The sequence below is a fragment of the Streptomyces sp. NPDC107575 genome (genome assembly GCF_055657265.1).
Genome location: NZ_JBVKBG010000005.1, coordinates 351,044 through 372,390, shown reverse-complemented (window position 1 = coordinate 372,390; position 21,347 = coordinate 351,044). Strand labels below are relative to the sequence as shown.

At 71.5% G+C, this 21,347-nt stretch carries 22 protein-coding genes; 10 read left to right on the top strand and 12 right to left on the bottom strand.

What is annotated here, in order from left to right; all coding sequences use genetic code 11:
• Window positions 1-34: 34 nt before the first annotated feature.
• Both ACZ7L4_RS26495 and ACZ7L4_RS26490 read left to right on the top strand, forming a co-directional pair.
• The gene (locus tag ACZ7L4_RS26495; protein WP_472106291.1) at window positions 35-1,345 is read left to right on the top strand and encodes a glycoside hydrolase 5 family protein; all 1,311 of its coding nucleotides are present in this window, start codon (window positions 35-37) and stop codon (window positions 1,343-1,345) included.
• Window positions 1,342-2,679: a sulfatase family protein gene (locus tag ACZ7L4_RS26490; protein ID WP_472106289.1), complete on the top strand. Its 1,338-nt coding sequence runs from the start codon at window positions 1,342-1,344 to the stop codon at window positions 2,677-2,679. The genes ACZ7L4_RS26495 and ACZ7L4_RS26490 overlap by 4 nt, the downstream gene beginning before the upstream one ends.
• Before the next feature lie 18 nt (window positions 2,680-2,697).
• Here ACZ7L4_RS26490 and ACZ7L4_RS26485 read toward each other — a convergent pair whose 3' ends face one another.
• Window positions 2,698-3,486 (bottom strand): AraC family transcriptional regulator, encoded by a 789-nt coding sequence (locus ACZ7L4_RS26485; protein ID WP_472106287.1) that lies wholly within the window; start codon window positions 3,484-3,486, stop codon window positions 2,698-2,700.
• Between the two features lie 70 nt (window positions 3,487-3,556).
• Between ACZ7L4_RS26485 and ACZ7L4_RS26480 the strand changes: the two genes are divergently transcribed.
• Complete coding sequence (locus ACZ7L4_RS26480; RefSeq protein WP_472106285.1) at window positions 3,557-4,375, top strand: phytanoyl-CoA dioxygenase family protein; 819 nt, start codon at window positions 3,557-3,559, stop codon at window positions 4,373-4,375.
• Window positions 4,372-4,641, top strand: a complete 270-nt coding sequence (locus ACZ7L4_RS26475) for a hypothetical protein (protein ID WP_266724393.1) — start codon at window positions 4,372-4,374, stop codon at window positions 4,639-4,641. The genes ACZ7L4_RS26480 and ACZ7L4_RS26475 overlap by 4 nt, the downstream gene beginning before the upstream one ends.
• Before the next feature lie 9 nt (window positions 4,642-4,650).
• Here ACZ7L4_RS26475 and ACZ7L4_RS26470 read toward each other — a convergent pair whose 3' ends face one another.
• Window positions 4,651-4,884 carry a twin-arginine translocase TatA/TatE family subunit gene (locus ACZ7L4_RS26470; protein WP_472106283.1) on the bottom strand — a complete coding sequence of 78 codons (234 nt, stop codon included), beginning with the start codon at window positions 4,882-4,884 and terminating at the stop codon, window positions 4,651-4,653.
• A 2-nt stretch (window positions 4,885-4,886) separates the two neighbouring features.
• Window positions 4,887-5,858 carry a sporulation protein gene (locus ACZ7L4_RS26465; RefSeq protein ID WP_472106282.1) on the bottom strand — a complete coding sequence of 324 codons (972 nt, stop codon included), beginning with the start codon at window positions 5,856-5,858 and terminating at the stop codon, window positions 4,887-4,889.
• Window positions 5,859-6,018: 160 nt separating this feature from the next.
• On the opposite strand from ACZ7L4_RS26465, the gene ACZ7L4_RS26460 reads away from it, so the two are divergent.
• Window positions 6,019-6,474, top strand: coding sequence for a tellurite resistance TerB family protein (locus tag ACZ7L4_RS26460; RefSeq protein ID WP_450817997.1), 456 nt, complete (start codon window positions 6,019-6,021; stop codon window positions 6,472-6,474).
• 22 nt (window positions 6,475-6,496) lie between these two features.
• Here ACZ7L4_RS26460 and ACZ7L4_RS26455 read toward each other — a convergent pair whose 3' ends face one another.
• Window positions 6,497-7,429, bottom strand: a complete 933-nt coding sequence (locus ACZ7L4_RS26455) for a M56 family metallopeptidase (RefSeq protein ID WP_472106280.1) — start codon at window positions 7,427-7,429, stop codon at window positions 6,497-6,499.
• A 3-nt stretch (window positions 7,430-7,432) separates the two neighbouring features.
• Window positions 7,433-7,861 carry a BlaI/MecI/CopY family transcriptional regulator gene (locus ACZ7L4_RS26450; protein ID WP_472106278.1) on the bottom strand — a complete coding sequence of 143 codons (429 nt, stop codon included), beginning with the start codon at window positions 7,859-7,861 and terminating at the stop codon, window positions 7,433-7,435.
• 288 nt (window positions 7,862-8,149) lie between these two features.
• Between ACZ7L4_RS26450 and ACZ7L4_RS26445 the strand changes: the two genes are divergently transcribed.
• Together ACZ7L4_RS26445 and ACZ7L4_RS26440 are read left to right on the top strand one after the other, a co-directional pair.
• Entirely contained in the window at window positions 8,150-9,502 is a 1,353-nt protein-coding gene (locus ACZ7L4_RS26445; protein WP_472106276.1) for a hemolysin family protein, read from the top strand.
• Window positions 9,499-10,521 (top strand): hemolysin family protein, encoded by a 1,023-nt coding sequence (locus ACZ7L4_RS26440; RefSeq protein ID WP_472106274.1) that lies wholly within the window; start codon window positions 9,499-9,501, stop codon window positions 10,519-10,521. Before ACZ7L4_RS26445 ends, ACZ7L4_RS26440 begins: the two co-directional genes overlap by 4 nt.
• Window positions 10,522-10,531: 10 nt before the next feature.
• Here ACZ7L4_RS26440 and ACZ7L4_RS26435 read toward each other — a convergent pair whose 3' ends face one another.
• On the bottom strand, window positions 10,532-12,115 hold the full coding sequence (locus ACZ7L4_RS26435) for a carboxylesterase/lipase family protein (protein ID WP_472106272.1): 1,584 nt from the start codon (window positions 12,113-12,115) through the stop codon (window positions 10,532-10,534).
• Between the two features lie 193 nt (window positions 12,116-12,308).
• Between ACZ7L4_RS26435 and ACZ7L4_RS26430 the strand changes: the two genes are divergently transcribed.
• Complete coding sequence (locus ACZ7L4_RS26430; protein ID WP_472106270.1) at window positions 12,309-12,572, top strand: GlsB/YeaQ/YmgE family stress response membrane protein; 264 nt, start codon at window positions 12,309-12,311, stop codon at window positions 12,570-12,572.
• A gap of 107 nt (window positions 12,573-12,679) precedes the next feature.
• Window positions 12,680-13,507 carry a PaaX family transcriptional regulator gene (locus ACZ7L4_RS26425; RefSeq protein ID WP_472106268.1) on the top strand — a complete coding sequence of 276 codons (828 nt, stop codon included), beginning with the start codon at window positions 12,680-12,682 and terminating at the stop codon, window positions 13,505-13,507.
• On the opposite strand, the gene ACZ7L4_RS26420 is transcribed toward ACZ7L4_RS26425, so the two are convergent.
• From ACZ7L4_RS26420 to boxC, 4 genes are read right to left on the bottom strand one after another with little or no spacing between them, the layout of a single operon-like run.
• The gene (locus ACZ7L4_RS26420) at window positions 13,491-14,348 is read right to left on the bottom strand and encodes an amidohydrolase family protein (protein ID WP_472106266.1); all 858 of its coding nucleotides are present in this window, start codon (window positions 14,346-14,348) and stop codon (window positions 13,491-13,493) included. The genes ACZ7L4_RS26425 and ACZ7L4_RS26420 overlap by 17 nt on opposite strands.
• On the bottom strand, window positions 14,348-15,928 hold the full coding sequence (locus ACZ7L4_RS26415; protein WP_472106264.1) for a benzoate-CoA ligase family protein: 1,581 nt from the start codon (window positions 15,926-15,928) through the stop codon (window positions 14,348-14,350). The genes ACZ7L4_RS26420 and ACZ7L4_RS26415 overlap by 1 nt, the downstream gene beginning before the upstream one ends.
• 33 nt (window positions 15,929-15,961) lie before the next feature.
• The gene (gene boxB, locus ACZ7L4_RS26410; protein WP_472106262.1) at window positions 15,962-17,380 is read right to left on the bottom strand and encodes a benzoyl-CoA 2,3-epoxidase subunit BoxB; all 1,419 of its coding nucleotides are present in this window, start codon (window positions 17,378-17,380) and stop codon (window positions 15,962-15,964) included.
• A gap of 2 nt (window positions 17,381-17,382) precedes the next feature.
• On the bottom strand, window positions 17,383-19,044 hold the full coding sequence (boxC, locus tag ACZ7L4_RS26405; RefSeq protein WP_472106260.1) for a 2,3-epoxybenzoyl-CoA dihydrolase: 1,662 nt from the start codon (window positions 19,042-19,044) through the stop codon (window positions 17,383-17,385).
• Between the two features lie 133 nt (window positions 19,045-19,177).
• On the opposite strand from boxC, the gene ACZ7L4_RS26400 reads away from it, so the two are divergent.
• On the top strand, window positions 19,178-20,551 hold the full coding sequence (locus ACZ7L4_RS26400) for an NAD-dependent succinate-semialdehyde dehydrogenase (RefSeq protein ID WP_472106258.1): 1,374 nt from the start codon (window positions 19,178-19,180) through the stop codon (window positions 20,549-20,551).
• A gap of 29 nt (window positions 20,552-20,580) precedes the next feature.
• Here the strand turns inward: ACZ7L4_RS26400 and ACZ7L4_RS26395 are convergent, their stop codons facing one another.
• Entirely contained in the window at window positions 20,581-20,964 is a 384-nt protein-coding gene (locus ACZ7L4_RS26395; RefSeq protein WP_472106256.1) for a VOC family protein, read from the bottom strand.
• Between the two features lie 205 nt (window positions 20,965-21,169).
• Window positions 21,170-21,298, bottom strand: a complete 129-nt coding sequence (locus ACZ7L4_RS26390) for a hypothetical protein (protein ID WP_472106254.1) — start codon at window positions 21,296-21,298, stop codon at window positions 21,170-21,172.
• Window positions 21,299-21,347: the final 49 nt, after the last annotated feature.

Below are 21,347 nucleotides of genomic sequence, written 5' to 3'. Positions count from 1 at the left end.
CCACCCCCCACTTGACCCGAAGGAACCCCGCACGATGAGCCACCACGCGCGCCGCGGCCTGCGCTTCGGCGCCAACTACACCCCGTCCCAGACGTGGATGTTCTCCTGGATGCAGCTCGACCTCGACGAGGTGCGCCGCGACTTCGAGGGACTGGCCGGACTCGGCCTCGACCATGTGCGCCTGATGCCGCTGTGGCCGCAGCTCCAGCCCAACCGCACCTGGGTGCGCCCGCAGGCCGTCGAGGACGTCCGTGCCGTGGTCGGCGCGGCGGCCGAGTTCGGCCTCGACGCATCCGTCGACGCGCTCCAGGGACACCTGTCCAGCTTCGACTTCGTGCCCGCCTGGCTCGACACCTGGCACCGCCGCAACATGTTCACCGACCCGGACGCCATCGAGGGCCAGGCACTGCTCGTGCGCAGCCTCGCCGAAGCGCTCGCCGACCGGCCGAACTTCCTCGGCCTGACCCTCGGCAACGAACTCAACCAGTTCTCCGGCGACCCGCACCCGAGCCCCATGCGCGCCGACGCCCGCCAGGTCACCTCCTGGCTCGACACCCTCCTCGACGCCGCCAAGGCGGCCGCCCCCGGCAAGGAACACCTGCACAGCGCCTACGACGCCGTCTGGTATCTCGACGGCCACCCCTTCACCCCGGCCCACGCCGCCCGCGCCGGCGCCCTCACCTCGATCCACTCCTGGGTGTTCAACGGCACCGCGCAGCGCTACGGCGGCCGCTCCTTCGAGACCGACCACCACGCCGAGTACCTGATCGAGCTGTCCCGCGCCTTCGCCACCGACCGGGACCGGCCGATCTGGCTCCAGGAAGTGGGAGCGCCCCTCAACTGCATGACCGCCGACGAGGCCCCCGGCTTCCTGGAGGCCACCGTCCGCTCCGCCGCCACGACCGCGAACCTGTGGGGTGTCACCTGGTGGTGCTCGCACGACGTGCCGCGCCGCTTCGGCGACTTCCCCGAACTCGAGTACACGCTCGGCCTGGTCGACTCCCGGCGCCGCCCGAAGCCGACCGGTCGCCGCTTCGCGGAGGTCGTCGCCGACCTGCGGAACTCGCCCCCGGCCGTACCCGAGCGCCCGGCGGCCGTCGTGATCGACGTCGATGACGAGGACACACCGGTGGCACGTGGATCCCTCGGGCCCGGGGGAGCCGTCTTCGACGCGTGGATGCGGCTCGCGAGCACCGGCGCCCGGCCCACGCTCGTCCTGTCGTCCGCCACCGACCCGGCCGCACTGGCGGCGCGCGGCATCACCGAACTGCACCGCGTGCCCGTGGACGGGCCGCGCGCCGTCTACCAGGCCGTGAACACGGTCGTCCCGGAGGCCACCGCATGACCACCTCCCGCACCCCCGACCGGCCCGACATCGTCGTCATCTACGCCGACGACCTCGGCTTCGGCGACGTCGGCTGCTTCGGGTCCGAGGACATCCGCACCCCGCACCTCGACCAACTGGCCGCCGACGGCGCCCGATTGACGCACTGGTACTCCAACTCCCCGGTCTGCTCGCCGTCCCGCGCCGCGCTGCTCACCGGGAAGTATCCGGTGCGCGCCGGGGTCCAGGAGATCCTCGGGGGCAAGCGCGGCACCCTGGGCCTTCCCGAACAGCCCACCCTCGCCTCCCGGTTGCACGACGAGGGCTACCGCACCGGCATCTTCGGCAAGTGGCACCTGGGCACCGCGACCGGCTACGGCCCGCTGGACCGCGGCTTCGACACGCACACCGGATTCCTCGCCGGATGCGTCGACTACTACTCGCACATCTTCTACTGGGGCCCGGGCAACCCGGTCCACGACCTGTGGCAGGACGGCGAGGAGATCTACGACAACGGCCGCTACCTCACCGAGGTCATCGCGGAGCGAGCCGCGGACTTCATCACGGAGACGGCAGGGCAGCGGGACACCCCGTACCTCTGCTACGTGCCGTTCAACGCCCCGCACTATCCGATGCACGCCCCGCGTGAATACGTCGACCGCTTCCCCGATCTCGACCCAGAACGCCGCATCATGGCCGCGATGGTCTCCGCGCTCGACGACGGCGTCGGCCACATCCTGGCCGCCGTCGACGCGGCGGGCCGGCGGGAGAACACCATCGTGTTCTTCTCCTCCGACAACGGCCCGTCCACCGAGACCCGCAACTGGCTGAACGGCGAGGAGATCGACTACCAGGGCGGCTCCACCGGCGGCTTCCGCGGGGCGAAGGGCTCGCTGTTCGAGGGCGGCATCCGCGAGCCCACCATCGTGCGCTGGCCGGGCGTCGCCGACTCCGGCCAGGAGATCGCCGAGCCCGGCCTGATGATGGACCTGCTGCCCGCGCTGCTCGGCGCGGCGGGTGTCACCGTGCCGGACGACATCGACGGGGTGGTCCCGGGGTGGGCGGGCGGACCGGGCGACGGCGAGCGCGAGCTGTTCTGGGAGTACGGTCCCCAACTCGCGGCCCGCCGGGGCCGGTACAAGCTCGTTCGTTCCCCGCGCGAGGCCCTCGGCGGCCCGTTCGTCCTCGACGAGATACTGGTCGACCTGGAGGCCGACCCCGCCGAGACGACCGATCTGCGCGGGAGCGAACCGGGGCTCACCGCCTCGCTCGGCGCGGCGCTCGACACCTGGGCCGAGTCCTTCGGCTGGGACCCGAGTCCCTGGCTGCCGGACGCCGACACCTCGCCCGTATAGGGAGGTTCGACGCGGCGATCACCCCGCTCGGCGCCGCCCCCGCACCTCCCGCGGGGACGCGCCGAGCTCCCTGCGGCACGCCTTGTTGAACGCTTGCAGGTCCGGGATGCCCACCGTGGCCGCGACCGCGGTGATCGCGAGCGTGGAGGACTGCAGCAGGTGTCGGGCGCGCTCCATCCGGCGCCTGCGGATCCAGGCCACCACGGTGTCTCCCGTGTCGGCGCGGAACAGTCGCGTCAGATGACCGGGGGAGACACCCGCCGCCGCGGCGATCCCCGGCACCGTGAGGGGTGTCGCGAGCGACCTCTCGATGTACTCCGTCGCCGCCGCGAGCGCCGGATGGGGGCGCCCTGCCCGTTCCGGCGGGCCCAGTTGGGTGGTGTGCCACAGCACCGTCCACACCTCGGCGGAGGCCCGCGCCCGCGCCGTCGGCATGGCCGCCACGGCGCTCCCGAGCAACGTACCGAGCAGCGCCGCCTGCGCCCCGGCGTCCTGCATCACCGGCACCCGGCGCAGCGCCCGCGGATCCCGGCCCGGCAGCCGGAAGTGCGCGTACAGATGCTCGCTGCGCCGCGACGCGTACCGGAAGTGTGCCTCGGTGTCCGGCCGGATCAGGCTGATGTGTCCCGGCCTGATCGGGTGGCGGTGCCCGTCGACCGTCAGCTCGCCCGCGTAACTGTAGAGGTGCAGCTGCCACAGGTCGGGCAGCCGGAAGGACTCGTGAAGGCCCTGCCCGCCGTGGATGCCGACGCCCGCGCTGACCACGTGGGGCGGCTGGTCCAGCGGCAGGGCGACGCTCTCGGTCATGCCGGGAAATTACCAGTAGAGGCCCGATACAGCCCACGACGCGGGGGCATCGGCTGTCTACGTTTGCCTCATGCCAACCAGTGAGCAGCTGCTGAGCTCCGTACAGATGGCGCGCTTCGTCGCCCACGGTTCGCTCCGCCTCGACGCGGTCGTGCCACCGGAGTTGAACCGACAGGCCGTCGACGTCTTCGAGGCCGGAATCCCCGCCGCGCCGTACGGCACCCCCGTCCCGAAGGCCTACCCGGACGGCTCCTTCGCCCGCCGGCTCCTCGAACTGCCCGTGGTGGCAGGTGCGTTGAAGAGCCTCGTCGGTCCGGACCCGGAGGTCGACCACCACGCCGTGCATGTGCGCGAGGCCCGCGAGGGCACCGCGCAGCCGCTGCACGGCGACGCGATCATCGATGTGCGCCCCGACGCCTTCGACGTCCAGCTCATGTACTACCCGCAGGACGTCACCCTCGACATGGGCGGCACCCTGAGCGTGCCGGGCAGCCATCTGCGGCACACCAACGAGACCGACACAGGGCGCTACCAGAACCTCCGCGGCCAGAACCGGCTGACCTGCCCGGCCGGCACCGTCCTCCTGATGCACCACGGCATCTGGCACGGCGGACGCCGCAACGACAGTGACATCCGGCGCTACATGTTCAAGATCCGGTTCAATCCGACCGTGCCCCAGGTGCGCCTGTGGGACACCACCGACCTCGACGACCCGGCGGTCGGCGACGAACTCCGCCACGTCTTCCCCTGGTACGAGCCCGCCACCGGCCGCCTGGAGATCCACAACCGGATCCGGCTGTGGCGCGCCCTGACCGGCGACGACACCTTCGACCTGGACCACTGGGTGACCCGGGTCTCCAACCGACCCACCCTCGGGAGCCACGCATGAGACAGCAGGTACTCGTCCTCTACCTCGCCAACTCGGCGCTCGACGCGAAGGTGGTCGGCTGGGCCCGCTACGACGGCACCGGGACCACCGACCACACCACCGGCGACAGCGACGAACCGCCGTACGAGACGGGCCTCGAAGCCCTTCTCGACGGCTGGCGGCTCTTCCAGGCCGCGCAACTGCTCCCGCCGTATCCGGGCCACGAGTACGACACGTCGTACCTGAAGCACGAGTTCTTCTTCGAGAAGCTGCAACCGACGCCCTGAGGCGAGGGGTTACGCCTTCGGTGACTCCTGCCCCGGCTCTCGCGGGGGCGGGGTCACCGTCTCGCCCCGGATGACGCGCGGAGGTGCTTGGTGTTCGTCGTCCTGTTCCTTCAGGGCGCGCGCCTCGGCCTTGAGGATGCGGGCCGACTTGCCCGCGCTGCGGGTCAGCTCCGGCAGTTTCTTCACGCCGATCACGACCGCGATCACGATCAGCACGATGGCGATCTCGCTGAGTCCGAACATGGTCAGTCCTCGCCGCCCTCGTCGTCGCCTTGGTCATCGCCCTCGAAGAAGTCCCCGACCTCGTCGACGACTTCGGCGGCCACCATGCCGCCCACCACACCGACCGCGAGCCCGGCCGCGCCGACCGCCACGGCCGTTCCCACACCGGGCCCGGAGCGGTGCCCGCCATCATGCCCGTACGAGGTTCCCGCCCCGTGGCCGGAGTGGTGCTCGACCAGCTCCCGCACCCAGCCGTCGACGACCGCGTTCCAGTCCTGGCGTCCGGCGTCCTCGTGCGCCACGGTGAAGCGGGTGAGCGCGTCGTGGCCGTCGGAGAGGGGGCCGCCGCGCTTGTCGGCTTCGAGGACCACCTCCATGCCGCCAGGCGTGGCGAGGAAGGTCAGTTCGATCTCCTTGACGGCGTGCGCGTACTGCGGCGAGGGCGCCAGCTCGATCTCCTGGTAGAAGGGGAGCCGCTGCCCGGTGCCGCCGATGTGGCCGTACTCCAGGTCCGCGGACGTGAAGCCGAAGCCGAGCTGCCCGAACGCCTCGAGGATCGCCTCCTGTACGGGCAGCGGTCCGACGGCGAGCCGGTCGAGGTCGCCCTTGTCCTTGGCGCCGGCGACCGAGAGTTCGGTGCGTACGCCGAGGGCGATGCCGAGCGCCTGACCGTACAGCTCGGTGATCGGCGTCTCCCACGGCAGCGTCACCGTGAACGGCACGCTGTGCTCGGCGCCCGCGACGAGCCGGAAGCCGCCGCCGACCACGAACCGGTCGAACGCCACGGTGCCGTGGCTCTCGCCCTCGTCGTGCTCCGCCTCGACGTGGGCGACGAGTTCCAGGGTGATGTGCTCGATCTCGAAGTCGCCGCTGCCGCCCTTGAGGTGGACCTGTCCGGAGACGGTGCCGCCGGGGGCGGTGGTCCAGTCGGGCAGGACCGTGTCGACGGTGGGCCCGCCCACGCCGAGCGAGCCGAGCAGTCGTTTGAACACCATCGAGGGGTGAACTCCCTTGTGAGCGCAGGACATGTTCTACAGGCGTGTAGAAGTATAGGGGTGGGGCGGAACTTTCCCGGTGTTTCGCCAGTTTCTACAGTGCTGTAGAAGTATGAGCGCGCGAACAGCGCCGTACGAGTTCACGATCTGAGGAGCACCCGTGGCCCTGTGGGACCGCATCAAGGAATCCGCGTCGACCATGCAGACGCAGTTGGTGGCGAAGAAGAACGACCTGAAGTCCGGGGCCTTCCGGGACGCCTCCATGGCCATGTGCGCGCTGGTCGCGGCCGCCGACGGCACCATCGACGCCTCGGAGCGGCGCCGCGTCGCGCAGCTCATCATGAGTAACGAGGTGCTCCAGAACTTCGACGCCACGGACCTCCAGAAGCGCTTCGAGGCCAACCTCGACAAGCTGACGGCCGACTTCGACTTCGGCAAGGTCAGCGTGTTGCAGGAGGTCGCCAAGGCGAAGAAGAAGGAGGCCGAGGCGCGCGCCGTGATCCAGATCGGCATCGTCATCGGCGGCGCGGACGGCGACTTCGACCAGACCGAGCGGGGTGTTGTGCGCGAGGCGTGCCAGATGCTCGGCCTGGCCCCGACCGAGTTCGACCTCTAGTTCAGCCGGGTCGATGAGCCTGTCAGAGCGGGGTCGCCGCGTGCAGCGTGGCCGCCAGGGTGAGCGCGGAGTTGGCGGACGACATGGCGGAGGCCGCCGTGCCGAATCCCGCCGTCCACGTGGCGAGCCCTACGGACGTGAACGCCGTGGCCCGGCCCTGTCCACCGGGCGGCGGCGCGAGCAGCGCGGCGACGCGGCGGGGAAGCGGGCCGGGAGCGGCGAACGCCGCGAAGAGCGGCTCGCGCGCCCCGCCGGGCGACAGGGCCGCCTTGCCGATGGCGCGCGCGACCACCTTGCGGTTGCCGACCAGCGCGGCCGCCTCTTCGTCGGCCCACCGCTCGGCCGTGTACGCGACGGCCGAACTCAGTGGGCGCAGGAACGGGTTGGCGCGGGCGGCCAGGCGCACGGTGAGCAGCAGGCGGTGGTGGCGGGCCGTCAGATGGGCCCGCTCGTGGGCGAACAGGGCCCGCCGCTCCGCGGGCGCGAGCCGGTCGAGCAGCGCGGTGCTGACGACGACCCGGCCGCGACCACCACCGGGCAGGGCGTAGGCGTACGCCTGCGGGTCCGGCAGCACCGCGACCTGTGTGGCGGGCAGTCCCGTGAGCGCGGCGTGGGCGCGGCGGCGCAGCGTGAAGTGGCGCCAGAGCGTGCGGGCGCAGGCGGCGAGGACGGCGATCAGCGCCGGGATGGCCGCCTTGCCCGCGATCTCGTCCTGCGGCACGGCGGCCCGCACCTCGGGGTCCGACCAGCCGTCCGGCAGTGGATTGCCCGGCAGCTGTGCGGTGCCGACGACCATCAGCAGGGCGAGGCACACCGTGCTGCACACCGCCATCACGGCGGCCACGCAGGTCAGGAGCCGGGTCGCGGTGCGCGGATGCAGCCGGTGCGTGGCTAGCCGGGCCACCGGCCAGGCCGTCAGCGGCAGCACGAGGGGCAGGAAGACGAAGATGCCCACGGCTCAGCCCGTGCCTTCCTCGTCGCCGGCCGCCGCGCCCTCGTCCGCCGCACCGTCCGCCTCCGCGCGCCGCAGCAGGTCCCGCAGCAGTTGCTCGTCGCCCTCGGGCAGCGAGGTGACGAAGCTGGCCAGGACGGCCTCCCGGTCCGCCTCGCCGTCCAGCACCTTGCGCATCTTGAACGCGGCGAGCCCGGCCTCGTCGGCCACGGGAGTCCACACGAACGAGCGTCCCTCGCGGCGCCGGGTGACCGCGTCCTTGGCCTGCAGGCGGGCCAGGATCGTCACCACGGTGGTGTACGCGAGGCCGCCGTCCATCCGGTCGCGCACCCAGCCGGCGCTCACCGGGGCATCGGCCGTGCGCAACGCGGCAAGGACCTGGGCCTCCAGCTCACCCTGGGCGCGTCGTGGGGTGCTGTGGCGGGACGTCGTCACCGGCTCCTCCTGGTGGCTGGGCGTGCGGGCCAGTCCATCATCCCTGCTCGGCCCCGGGGACCCGATGGGAGGTGCGGTGGCGCCGCGTACGGGCCCGACGGAGAGTGGTCGGGAACAACGGCGCCGGGCCGGGCGTTGTCGCAGTGAAGGCAAAGAGAAAGCAAAAAGAGAAAGTACAGTGCGAAGGAGCAGCCGGTTGTCCGCCAGACCGACGGACCCAGCGGGGCACAGTCCCCGACCACCCCGCCCCATGAACGGTGAGCACGGCACGCGGCGAGGTGGTGGCACATGCTGAGTGCCGTGCTCGGCCTCCTCGCGGTCCTTGTGCTGACCGCGGGGACCGGCTACTTCGTGGCCCAGGAATTCGCGTACGTCGCGGCGGACCGGCTCGCGCTGGCCCGCGACGCCGAGGCGGGCGACAGGCGGGCCGCCAAGGCCCTCAAGGTCCTCGAGCGGCTGTCCTTCATGCTGTCCGGCGCCCAGCTCGGCATCACGGTCACCGGCCTGGTCGTCGGCTTCCTCGCCGAACCGTCCGTGTCGACGCTGCTGCGCCCGGCCCTGGAAGGGATCGGCATCCCGGACGCCGCGGTGACCGGCATCTCGGTGGTCCTGGCGTTCGTCCTTGCCACGGTCGTGCAGATGGTCCTCGGCGAGCTGGCGCCGAAGAACCTCGCGCTCGCCGTCCCCGAACGCCTGGCGAAGTCCCTCGCCGGGTCCACGCTCGGCTATCTGAAGGTCGTCGGCCCCGTCGTGCACCTCTTCGACAGTGCCGCGAACAAACTGCTGCGCAAGGTCGGCATCGAACCCGTCGAGGAACTGCACCACGGCGCCACCCTGGAGGAGCTCAGCCACCTCATCGGCGAGTCCCATCAGCAGGGCGAGCTGCCCCGCGAGACCGCCACGCTCCTCGACCACGCCCTGGAGTTCAACGAGCGGACCCTGGACCAGGTGATGGTGCCGCGCGCCGACGCGATCTTCGTCCGCAAGGAGGCCACGGCCGCCGACGCGATCGAGCTGATCGCCAAGCACGGCCACTCGAACTACCCGGTCATGGGCGACCACCCCGACGACGTCACGGGCGTCCTCGGTGTGCGCGACCTGACGCGGCTCCAGCAGTCCGCTTACGAGAGCACCACGGCCGGAGCCCTGGCCCGCCGTCCCCTCCTGCTGCCGGACACGCTCCAGCTCCCCGCCGCCGTCGACCGGATGCGGGAGGCCGACGACGAGTTCGCGGTCGTCCTCGACGAGCACGGCGGCGTCGCGGGCGTCGTCACGTACGAGGACATCGCCGAGGAGCTGGTCGGTGACATCGCGGACGAGACCGACCGCGAGACGCAGCTTGCGGTCCGGGACCCGGACGGCACCGGCTGGGTGGTCGACGCGGGGCGCCGGATCGACGAGATCGCCGAGGCCACGGGCGTCGAGCTGCCCGAGGAGGAGGGCTACGACACGGTGGCGGGCCTGATCGTGGACCGCCTCGGCCGCTTCCCGGCGATCGGCGACCGGATCACGGTCGACCTGGCGGACGACGGCGAGCACGCCGTCATCGACGTCCGCACCCTCGACCGCCATGTCCCCGAACTCGTCCACCTGACCCGCGAGACCGCCGCAGCCGATACCGAGGAGGAGCCGCGCTCATGAGCTTCCCGATGGCCCTCTTCATCACGCTCCTCCTGCTGATCGGCAGCGGATTCTTCGTGGCCGCCGAGTTCGCGCTCGTCGCGGCCAAGCGGCACCGCATGGAACAGGCGGTCGCCTCCGGCGCCCGCGGCGCCAAGGCGGCGCTCGCCGGCATGCGCGAACTGTCGCTGATGCTCGCGGGCGCCCAGCTCGGCATCACCATCTGCACGCTGGGCCTCGGCTCGATCTCCAAGCCCGCGATCTCGCACGAGCTGGACCCGCTGCTGCACAGCTGGGGCCTGCCCAGCGGACTCAGCTACGGCGTCTCCTTCGCCTTCGCGATGATCGTCGTGGTGTTCCTGCACATGGTCGTCGGCGAGATGGCGCCCAAGTCCTGGGCGATCGCCCACCCCGAGCGCTCGGCGATGCTCCTCGCCCCGCCGTTCCGCGGAGTGGTCAAGGTCGTCCGCCCGCTGATCTGGGTCCTCAACAAGGTCAGCAACGCGCTGGTGCGGATGTGCCGGGTCACCCCGCGCGACGAACTCGCCGAGGTGCACAACCGGGAGCAGCTCACGCACCTCGTCGTGGAGTCCGAGCGGCTCGGCCTGATCAGCAAGGACGACTCGGAGCTGATCACCAGCTCGCTGGTCGAACCGCTCACGCCCGTCGGCGACCTCCAGACGCCCGCGGCGCGGATCACCTCCGTCGCGGCGGACGCGGACCTCGACGCGATCCTCGCCACGGCGGCGGAGCGCGACCGCAGCCGCCTTCTCGTCCGGGCGGGGGACCGGATCGTCGGCTCCGTGCACGCCCGCGACGCACTCATCGCCCGCAGCCGGGGGCGCGCCACCACCGCGGGTGAACTGGCACGCCCGGTACCGGAGTTGCTGGCCACCGACACGGTGGGCCAGGCCATCGAACAGCTCCGCCACCGCCGGGCCTCGCTCGCCGTGGTCCACGACGACACCGGTCGCCTGACCGGCCTCGTCGCCCTCGACGACCTCCTGGCCCGGCTCACCCACCCGCAGGCGGCTGCCTGACCCTGCTCTGTCACCCGAGCGACTTCCAGAAGGCGCCGTGGTGCTCCTTGGCGAAATCGACGGGCCGGATGCCGCCCGGCCCCGAGGCGAGAGCTTGGGCGTTGAGCGCGGAGGTGGTGGTGGGCTTCCACGGGGCCCTGCCGGTGCGGGCGAAGTCCGTCCAGATGTCGATCATCGCGTCGGACAGCGCCCGCTGCCGCACGTCGAGCGGCCGATGGGCGGAGAGCTCGAAGAGACAGGGGAGGTCGAAGGTGTGCATGGCGCCGGCGGGGAACGACGGCTCGGTGTAGGCCGGGTCGCTGTACCAGGGCGTGGGCTCGTCGGCGAACTCGTAGGTGTACGTGGGCGCATGACGGGACAGGGCCTGCCCGGTGGTGACCGTGGCACGCCCGTGGTCGGCGTCGGTGAGCGCCGCGCCGAGGGCGAGCGCGGGGGAGCCGCCGTGGGCGGCGACGGGATACTCGGCCGCGACCGCCCGCGCCTTGTCCTCGCCGAAGGTGGCTTCGAGCTGGGCGCGGCAGTCGTTCTCGTCGAGGGTGGCGGCCGGGTCGCCGGTGGCCTGCCGCTTGGCGAGTTCCATGCCGTAGACGGCGCCGAGGTTCTCGTCGCGGGTGCTGCCCTGCAGGACGGGCACCGTGTTGAACCGGCCTTCGGCGAAGGCTTGTCGAGGGGTGCGGGGCAACAGCGTGCCGCCGTACACGGGGCCGTAGTGCGGACCGGTGCCGAAGGGGTGCACCAGTTGTGCGGGGGACGCGGTGTGCCAGTCGTCGAGGTGATGCGTCTCCTCGACGTCCTTCGCGGTCGCCTCGCCCTGCCGCAGCGCGTCGGACCGTGTCGTCGTCGCGTCGTCCCGTGTACAGGCGCCGCTCTGCAGGATCGCCCGGTCGAAGAGTCCGGCCGAGCTGGGCGCGACGAGGTGGGCGCAGGTGCTGGTGGCTCCCGCGGACTGGCCGAAGAGGGTGACGTTGTCGGGGTCGCCGCCGAACGACGCGGCGTTGCGCTGCACCCACCGCAGGGCCGCCTGCTGGTCGAGAAACCCGTAGTTGCCGGACTCGCCGCCCTTCTTCTCCAGCTCGGGGTGAGCGAGATAACCGAGCGCGCCGAGCCGGTAGTTGACCGTCACGACGACGACATCCCCCTGGGCGGCGAGCCGCGCGGCGCCGTTCATCGCGCCCTCTCCGTCGGTGTGGTCGCCGCCGTGCAGATAGACCATGACGGGCCGTGGCCGCTGCGAACTTCCCTTGGGTGTGGTCACGTTGACGGTCAGACAGTCCTCCGTGTCCGAGCGTGGCCCCACGGGCGGCACGAGACCGGTCTGCGGGCAGGCGTGGCCCGGTCGGGTGGCGTCCCGGACGCCGCGCCACCGGGAGGCGGGAGCAGGCGGCGCCCATCTGTGCTCACCCACGGGCGGGGCGGCGTACGGAATCCCCTCGAAGGTGCGCACGGAGGCGTCGGCCGCGCCGCGCACGAGTCCCTTGTCGGTCCGCACGGTCGTGCCGGCGCCGGCGGCGGTGCTGTTCGTCGTCGCCGTGGCCACCATGGCTCCCGAGGCGAGAGCGACGGCGATGGCTGCGTGTGCTGTCCGCTTCAACATGCCGCCGAAGCCACGGAGTTGAGATCGCCCCCGGGAGCCGGGCAGCCCCCGCTCCCGAGCTGGGGCCGGCACCACCCTCGACTCTCAACCCTCGGCGGCGGGACTGCGTCCCCCATGCCGGGGAACACGTACAGCGACATTCGACAGCTGTGTCGAAACGTCGAAGTGTCGGATCGAGGAGAGGCAGACAGGCATGGAGATCTCCGGCATCTTCACCGCGATCGTCATCGGCATCGTGATCGGCGTGCTCGGCCGCCTGGCGATCCCGGGCCGCCAGCGCATCGGCATCCTGTGGAAGCTCCTGGTCGGCATCGTCGCGGCGCTCGTCGGAACCGCCCTCGCCGGCGCCTTCGACGTCGCCGAGACCGACGGAGTCGACTGGATCGAACTCGCCATGCAGATCGGCCTCGCCGCCGTCGGCGTGGCGGGCGTGGAGCGGATCAAGGGGAGGCGCTGAGGGGCCATGTGGTCCACCGGTCAAGCTCTACGAAAGCCGGACGCTCCGCCGTCGTTCCGTAGCGGAACTCGGCTACGCTGGGGCGACACCCAGCGAAGGAGCCCGGATTGTCCAGGCCGACCGGATCGGGGAGCGCGCGCTCCCTTCTGCTCACCGTGCTCGGTGAGTACGTGCTGCCGCGGGACGCCCCCGTGTGGACCTCGGCGCTGTTGCGCGTGCTCGACGGGCTCGGTGTCGAGGAGAAGGCGGCCCGCCAGGCGCTGAACCGGCTGTCGGCGAGCGGCCTCGTCACCGCCGAGCGGTCCGGGCGGCGGGTGCGCTGGGCGCTGACCGAGCACGGCAGCACGCTGCTGAGCGAGGGCGCCGAGCGCATCTACTCCTTCGGGCAGGCGCGGGCGCGCTGGGACGGCCGCTGGCTGGTGCTGCTCGTCAGCGTCCCGGAGTCGCGGCGCGAACTGCGCCACCGGCTGCGCACCCGGCTGACCTGGGTGGGCCTCGGCAGCCCCGCGCCCGGACTGTGGGTGGGCCCGCACACCTCCCGCGAGGCGGAGGCCAAGCAGGTGGTGGAGGAGCTGGGCCTCGGGCCCGAGGTGTCCTCGTTCTGCGGGCCCTTCGCGGGCATCGGCTCCGAGCGGGACATGGTGGAACAGGCGTGGCGGCTCGGCGATCTGGCCACGGAGTACGCGGGGTTCGTCCACGCCTTCGCCGGGATGCGGGTCGAGTCCGGCGAGGACACCCTGCTCGCCCAGGTCCGGCTCGTCGACGCATGGCGGCGCTTCCCGGCCCTCGACCCGCAGTTGCCCCTGGAGCTGCTGCCCCCGCACTGGATCGGGGTGCGGGCCGCGAATCTCTTCACCGAGCTGCACGAGCGGTGGCACGGCGCCGCGCAGGAGGAGTGGGACCGGATCTCGGGCGAGGTCACTCCGGCGGCTTGAGCCGGTACACCTGCGCCGCGTTGCCCGCCAGGACCAGGCCCGTGGTGGTCTCGTCCGGGCACAGGGCCGCCACCGCGCGGGCGTTCCTCGCGATGCCGGGGACGCCCGGCCAGTCCGTGCCGAAGATCATGCGGCGGGTGAGGCGCGCCCAGTCGTGCTTGCCGTAGTACGTGCGAAGGCGGGACGGCGGCAGGCCCGAGAGCTCGATCCACACCCGTTCGTTGGACAGGGCCATGAAGGCCGCCGCGTCGTACCACCAGCCGCGCCCGCCGTGCGCGAGGGCCACGTCCAGGTGCCGGAAGTCGCGCAGCACGTCGTCCAGGAACAGGGGGTCGGCGTACTTGTTGAGGGCGCCCGGAAACGTGCTCGTGCCGCAGTGCACGACGAGCGGGACGCCCGCCGACTGGCACAGCTCGTACGCCGGGTAGAGGCGCCGGTCGTTGGCGGCGACACCCGCGTGCACCGGGTGGAGTTTGCAGGCGATCGCGCCCAGGTCGAGCTGGCGCTGGAGCTCCTCCTCGATGGGGTAGTGCAGATGCGGGTTGATGTTGGCGATCGGCTTCGCCCTCGACGGGTCGTAGGACGTGATCGGCAGCAGGTCCTCGATCGGCTGGATGCCGGTCGTCCGAGGGCTGTACTCCGAGAGCAGGAGCGCGATGTCGACGCCCTCGGAGACGAGATGGCGGTGGAACGCCTCCGGGGACACCGTGTCGCCGTCGTAGACACGAGCCAGGAGATCGTGGTCGGCGACTCCCTGGGTCCACTCCTGGTACGTGGGTTTCAGCGTGGACAGGCGCGCCGGGTGCAGGTGGACGTCGATCAGCGGGTGGCCGTCCAGCATCAGGTCTCCTCGTGCCGTTCCGGGGGAGGGGAAGCGGTCAGGTCGCCGGCCGCGCGGGCCCTCAGCTCCACGCGGCGGATCTTGCCGGTGGCGGTCGTCGGCAGCGCCTCGGTGAACAGGACGCGCCGGGGCCGCTTGAACGAGGGCAGCCCCGTGCGGCAGTACGCGATGAGCTCCGCCGCGGTGGCGTCCTGCCCCGGCGTGGTGACGACGTACGCGACCGGCTTCTCCAGGCCGTCCGTGTCCGTCGCCGCGACGACCGCCGCCTGCGCGACGGCGGGGTGTTCGAGCAGCCGCGCCTCGACCTCGGCGGGGGACACCCAGATGCCACCGGCCTTGAGCATGTCGCCGGTGCGGCCGAGACAGGTGAAGTATCCGTCCTCGTCGCGGACGTAGGTGTCTCCGGTGCGCAGCCACTCGCCGCGGAACACCTGGCGGGACGCGTCGTAGCGGGACCAGTAGCCGGTGGCGACGGAGCGGCCGCGGACGTGCAGGGTGCCCGGTGTGCCGGTCGGTGTCTCGCGGTCCTCCTCGTCGAGGACGCGCAGTTCGTAGCCGGGGACCGGGCGGCCGGTCGTGCCCGGGCGGATCGAACCGGGAGCGTTCGACAGGAAGATGTGCAGCGTCTCGGTCATGCCGATGCCGTCGATGATGTCCACGCCGAAACGCTCGCTCCAGCGGTGCTGCAGCGCGGCGGGCAGCGGCTCGCCCGCGGAGGCCGCGAGCCTGACACCGGCGAGTGCGTCGGCGGGCAGGTCGGCGCGGAGCATGTGGGCGAAGAACGTCGGCCCGGCGAAGAACAGCGTCGCGCCGAACTCCCGGGCCCGGCCGGCCAGCAACTCCGGGCGGGACGGCTCCGGTTCGAGCACGGCCGTCGCCCCCACCGCCAGCGGGAACAGCAGCGAGTTGCCGAGACCGTACGCGAAGAACGCCTTGGCCGCCGACAGGCACCGGTCGTCCGGCCGGATGCCGAGAACCCGGGCCGCGTACGTCTCGCAGACCTCGGCGACCGCGCCGTGCCGGTGCATCGCGGCCTTGGGTGAGCCGGTGGTGCCGGAGGTGTAGAGCCAGAAGCCGGGGGAGTCGGCGTCGGTGGCGTACGCGTCGGTGGCCGGGGCAGCAGCCGCCAACTCCCGCAGGGAGTGGACCGGCAGACCGCTCGTGAAGGTGGCATCCTCCCCGGCGAGCAGCCCCCGCAGCTCCGGCGCGTCCGGCACCGCCTTGTCCGCCACCGCCGCGTACGAGGAGCTCACGGCCAGGAACGCCGCCCGCGCGTCGCGCAGCAGCTCGGCGAGGTCGCCCGCGTGCAGCATCGTCGACACCGGCACCGGGATCGCACCGATCCGCAGCGCGGCGAGGAAGACGGTGACGAAGTCGGGGGAGTCGGCCATGAACAGCATCACGCGCTGCTCGGGCCGCAGGCCGACCGCGCGCAGGCCGTTCGCCGTACGGCACACCCGGTCGTGCAGTTCGGCGTAGCTGAGGTCGCCCGCGGGGCCGGTCAGTGCGAGGCGTGCGCCGTCCCCGTGGTCGAGCCGGCGGTCGAGCAGATAGCGGCACGCGTTGAAGGGTTCGCTCATCGTCGGCTCCCCGGTCGTCGGCTTCGGACGTCTTCAGGTGAGGTGCACGTACTCGTAGTCGAACGGCTTGCCGTTGATGCCCTGGCGCGGCGGGGCGATCCAGGAGGCGATCCGGCCGGGCTCGTGCACGGGCCGCATCAGCGAGCGGATGTACGTCTTGTCGACCTCGGTCGGCAGCCAGGCACCCTTGGCGTCGTCCCAGTCGTCGGCGGTGAGGACCGTGCCGTCGGGCGCCGTCTCGACCGCGGCGAAGGCACCGACCTTCCGGTTGAACGCGATGTGCGGCAGATACAGCCGCCGGTCGATCCCGGCCTCCTCCAGGAGGTGGTTCCAGCGGTTCAGGCCGCTGTGGCAGTCGCGGATGTACTCGCGGCGCAGATCGGTGTTGAGGCCCACGAGCGCCGCGACCTCCCGCTGCCCGATCGCGCCCTCGATCAGCGCGTCGACCAGGAACGAGTCGTCGGTCAGGGTGTGGTCGTCCTTGCGGCGCTCCTCGCCCCAGCGGCCCTTGAGGCCCGAGGTGTAGTAGTTGGCGACGTTCGTCGACGTCTCCGAGCCGAACAGGTCGAGCGAGACCGAGTAGTGGAAGTTGATGTACTTCTGGATGACGTCCAGCGGGATGCCACCGGAGGCCGTCACGTCGTCGGTGTCGTGCTCGCGCATCAGCTCGGCCGTGCGCAGCACCACCCGGTCGATGCCGGTGGTGCCGACGAACATGTGGTGCGCCTCTTCCTTCAGCATGAACTCGCACGTGCGCGACAGCGGGTCGAAGGCCGACTCCTTGAGCGTGCCCAGCTGGTACTTGCCGTCGCGGTCGGTGAAGTACGTGAACATGAAGAACGACAGCCAGTCGGGCGTCTCCTCGTTGAACGCGCCCAGGATGCGCGGCGATTCGTCGCTGCCGGAGTTGCGGTGCAGCAGCTCCTCGGCCTCCTCGCGGCCCTCCCGGCCGAAGTAGGCGTGCAGCAGATACACCATCGCCCACAGATGCCGGCCCTCCTCCACGTTCACCTGGAAGAGATTGCGCAGGTCGTAGAGGCTGGGTGCGGTGGCCCCCAGATTGCGCTGCTGCTCGACGCTGGCAGGTTCGGTGTCGCCCTGGATGACGATGAGGCGCTGCAGATCGGCCCGGTACTCGCCGGGCACCTGCTGCCAGGCGGGCTCGCCGCGGTGCGCGCCGAACGCGATCCGGCGGTCGGGCTTCGGCTCGGCGAGGAACACACCCCAGCGGTAGTCGCGCATCGCGACGTGCCCGAACTGCGCCCAGCCGTCCCGCCCGACGTCGACCGCCGTGCGCAGATACACGTCGTCGGTGGGCAGGGTGGGGCCCATGGAGTCCCACCAGGTGAGGAAGTTGGGCTGCCAGGACTCCAGGGCCCGCTGGAGCCGGCGGTCCTCGTGCAGGTCCACGTTGTTGGGGATCTTGTCGGTGTAGTCGGCGGTGAGCGCCATCGTCACACCCGCTTCCGGTCGAATTCGGCGCGCTGTCCGGTGCCGTACCTGCGCAGGGCTCCTTCGGGGCCCGAGGCGTTGGGACGGTTGAAGATCCAGTTCTGCCAGGCGGTGAGGCGGCCGAAGATCTTGGTCTCGAGGGTCTCGGGGCCCGCGAAGCGCAGGTTCGCCTCCAGGCCGGTGAGGGCGTCAGGACTGAATCCGGCCCGCTCCTCCAGCGAGATCCGCACCTCCTCGTCCCAGTCGATGTCGTCGGGGGCGAAGGTGACAAGTCCGAGCCGCTCGGCCTCCTCGGCGTCGAGCGGCCGGCCCTCGGCGGCCCGCGCCCGCGACAGGGACTCCGCGTCGCCGAGGAACCGGGTCTCCAGGCGGCTCAGCCCATTGCTCATCGGGAGTGGGCCGAGGTTCATCGGGCCGATGACGAGCGCGGCCGGTTCGGCGTCCGGGTCGATCTCCTCGAACACACCGGCCAGTTGGAAGGACCGGTCGGCCGCCAGCACGGTCTCCAGGAGCGTCCCGGCGAAACAACTCCCGGGCTCGATCAGGGCGATGAGGCTGCGGCTGCTCAGGTCCAGGCGCTTCAGCGTGCGCTTCATATAGAGGGTGATCTCGCGGGCGAGCCAGTCGTCGCCGTGGGCGAGCAGCAGGGCGTCGTGGTCGAGAACGCGGGAGGCGTCGCCCCGGCTGCGGACGACCCAAGTGCCCAACTCCGGTTCGTTCGTGCGCAGATCGAGCACGAGGTCGTCCAGCTCGCGGGCCAGGGCGAGCGGCCAGCACGCGTCGCCCTGCCGGTGCAGGGCGGCGAGGTCGGCCGGCGCTTCGGCCTGCGGGCCTTCGAGTGTGATGTCCACGGTGCGTCGGGCGTGGTCGAGGGTCGCGTGCACATACCGGTACGCGATCCGGTCCTCGGTCCGGGTCTTCTCCAGCGAGGTGAGGCGGATGCCCTGGGGTGTGCCCGACGGGCGGTCGGACTGGGCGGCGGCCTCGGCCGCGCGGGCGGCGACGGTGTGCTCCCACTCCCTGCGCGGCACCGTCTCGTCGACCAGGCGCCACTGCGCGGCCCGCCTGCCGCCCACGCCCTCCGGCTTCGTCGCGAAGTAGTCGGCCCGGTCGCGGCGCACGTGCCGCTTGTCGACGAGCCGGGTCAGACCGCCGGTGCCCGGAAGCACACCGAGCAGCGGCAGCTCCGGCAGTGACACCGTCGAGGACCGGTCGTCGACGAGCAGGATCCGCTCGCAGGCGAGCGCCAGCTCGTAACCGCCCCCGGACGCCGTGCCGTTGAGGGCGGCCAGGTAGGTCTGGCCGGAGTGCGCGGAGGCGTCCTCGATCGCGCCGCGGGTCTCGTTCGTGAACTTGCAGAAGTTCACCTTCCAGGCGTGGTCCGACGCCGCCAGCATCCGGATGTTCGCCCCGGCGCAGAACACCTTCTCCTTGCCGCTCGTCACCACCACCGCACGCACCTCGGGGTGCTCGAAGCGCAGCCGCTGCACGGCGTCGTACAGCTCGATGTCGACGCCCAGGTCGTAGGAGTTGAGCTTGAGTTCGTAGCCCGGCACGAGTCCTGCCTGCTCCGCCACGTCCATGGTGAGTGTGGCGACGGCCTCGTCGACCTTCAGCGACCAGTGGCGGTAGTGCGTCGGGGCGGTCCGGAACTCGACGCGCATGGCGGTCCCCTTGTCCTCGGATGACTCAACACTCCACGCTCGACTGCAGGAGCGTCAATATCCCGTAGTACGTTTCCTGAGGGGTGGGCGGGGTCTGGACGGGCGGCGGGAGGCAAAAGGTATGGTCGCGGCCATGACGGCCTACAAAACGGTGAACCCCGCGACCGGCGAGACCCTCAAGGAATTCCCCGAGGCGACCGCGAAGCAGATCGAGACCGCGCTGGCGGACTCCCATGAGGCCTACCAGAGTTGGCGCACCTCGCCCGTCGAGACCCGCTCCGCGGTGCTGCGTCGCGTCGGCGAGATCTACCAGGAGCGCAAGGACGAGCTCGCCCGCATCATCAGCCTGGAGATGGGCAAGCCTCTCGCCCAGGCCAAGGGCGAGGTCGACATCGTCACCAGCATCTACGAGTACTACGCCACGCAGGGCCCCGGCTTCCTCGCCGACGAGGAGCTCTCGGTCAGCGGCGGCGGCACCGCCACCGTGCGCACCGCCCCGCTCGGCTCGCTGCTCGGGATCATGCCGTGGAACTACCCGTACTACCAGGTGGCCCGGTTCGCCGCGCCGAACCTGATGCTCGGCAACACGATCCTGCTCAAGCACGCCCCCAGCTGTCCGCAGGCGGCCCTCGCGATGGAGCAGATCTTCGCGGACGCCGGCCTGCCGACCGGCGCGTACATCAACGTCTTCGCCACCAACGACCAGGTCGCCGACATCATCGCCGACCCGCGCAACCAGGGTGTCTCGCTCACTGGCAGCGAGCGGGCCGGTTCGGCCGTCGCCGAGATCGCGGGCCGCAACCTCAAGAAGTGCGTCCTGGAGCTGGGCGGCTCCGACGCGTTCATCCTCCTGGACACCGAGGACGTCGCGAAGACCGCCCGCAAGGCGGCGGGCGGCCGGCTCGGCAACGCGGGGCAGGCCTGCAATTCGCCGAAGCGCTTCCTCGTCCAGGAGGGCCTGTACGAGGACTTCGTGCGCGAGCTGACCGCGAACGTCGCGCGGGTGGAGGCCGGCGACCCGCTGGAGCCGGACACCAAGTTCGGCCCGCTGTCCTCGCGCGCGGCCGCCGACCAACTGCTCGAGCAGATCAAGGACGCCGTCGACAAGGGCGCCACGCTGCACACCGGCGGCGCCCGCGGCGAGGGTCCGGGCGCGTACGTCCAGCCCACCGTCCTGACCGGCATCACGCCCGAGATGCGCGCCTACACCGAGGAGCTGTTCGGCCCCGTCGCCGTGGTCTACCCGGTGGCCGACGAGGACGCCGCCGTCGAGCTGGCCAACAGTTCGCCGTACGGGCTCGGCGGCGCCGTGTGGAGCGGCGACGTCGAGCGCGCCAAGCGGGTCGCCGACCAGCTCGACACCGGCATGGTGTGGATCAACGGCTTCGCCGGCACCCAGGCCGACCTGCCCTTCGGCGGCGTCAAGCGCTCCGGCATCGGCCGTGAGCTGGGCAAGTACGGCATGGCGGAGTTCGCGAACAAGAAGCTGATCCGCGTCCAGGGCTGATCAGACGACGGCCGGCCCGCCCTTGCGTGTCAGGGGCGGGCGTACGGCCGGGTCATGATCTCCATGTTGTGGCCGTCCGGGTCGTCGAAGTAGGCGCCCCGGCCACCGAACAGGTCGTTGACCCGGCCGGGCTCGGTGTGTGACGGGTCGGCGTAGTACGTCACGCCGACCCGTTCCAGACGGTCGACCATCGCGTCGAACTCCTCCTCGGGCACGAGGAAGGCGTAGTGCTGCGACTGGATCGGCTCGTCCCGCTTCTCGTAGTAGTCGAGGGTGACGCCGTTGCCGAGATCGACGGGCAGGAACGGCCCGAACGGGGCGCCCACCTTCAGGCCGAGGATCGCGGCGAGGAACTCGGCGGACAGGTGCCGGTCGCTCGCGTAGACGGCGGTGTGGTTCAGCTGGACATGCATCAGTGGTGTGTCTCCGGTCTCAAGATCCGCTACGGGAATCCGGCGCCGCGCACGGGCGCCGGGGGAAGAAACGCGGAGAAGAACGGCGGGCCTCTCGCCCGCCCCGTGCTCACGCCGGGGCCGGGAACCTCACTCGTGCATGGCCCAAGGCCGACCCGGTCGTCACATCGGTGACCCTAAGGCCCGGTCACGCGCGGCGGCAACGCTATTTCCGGCGCCGGAGGAACAGCCACACCCGGGCGACCATCAGGCCGAGGATCACCACGCCCGCCGTGATCTGCAGCCAGCGCGGGACCGCGTCCAGTTCCGGCAGGAATACGGCGAGCGTCGTCACCGGCACCATGCCTCCTCGTATGCGGCACATCGGCCCCCATGCGGCGAAT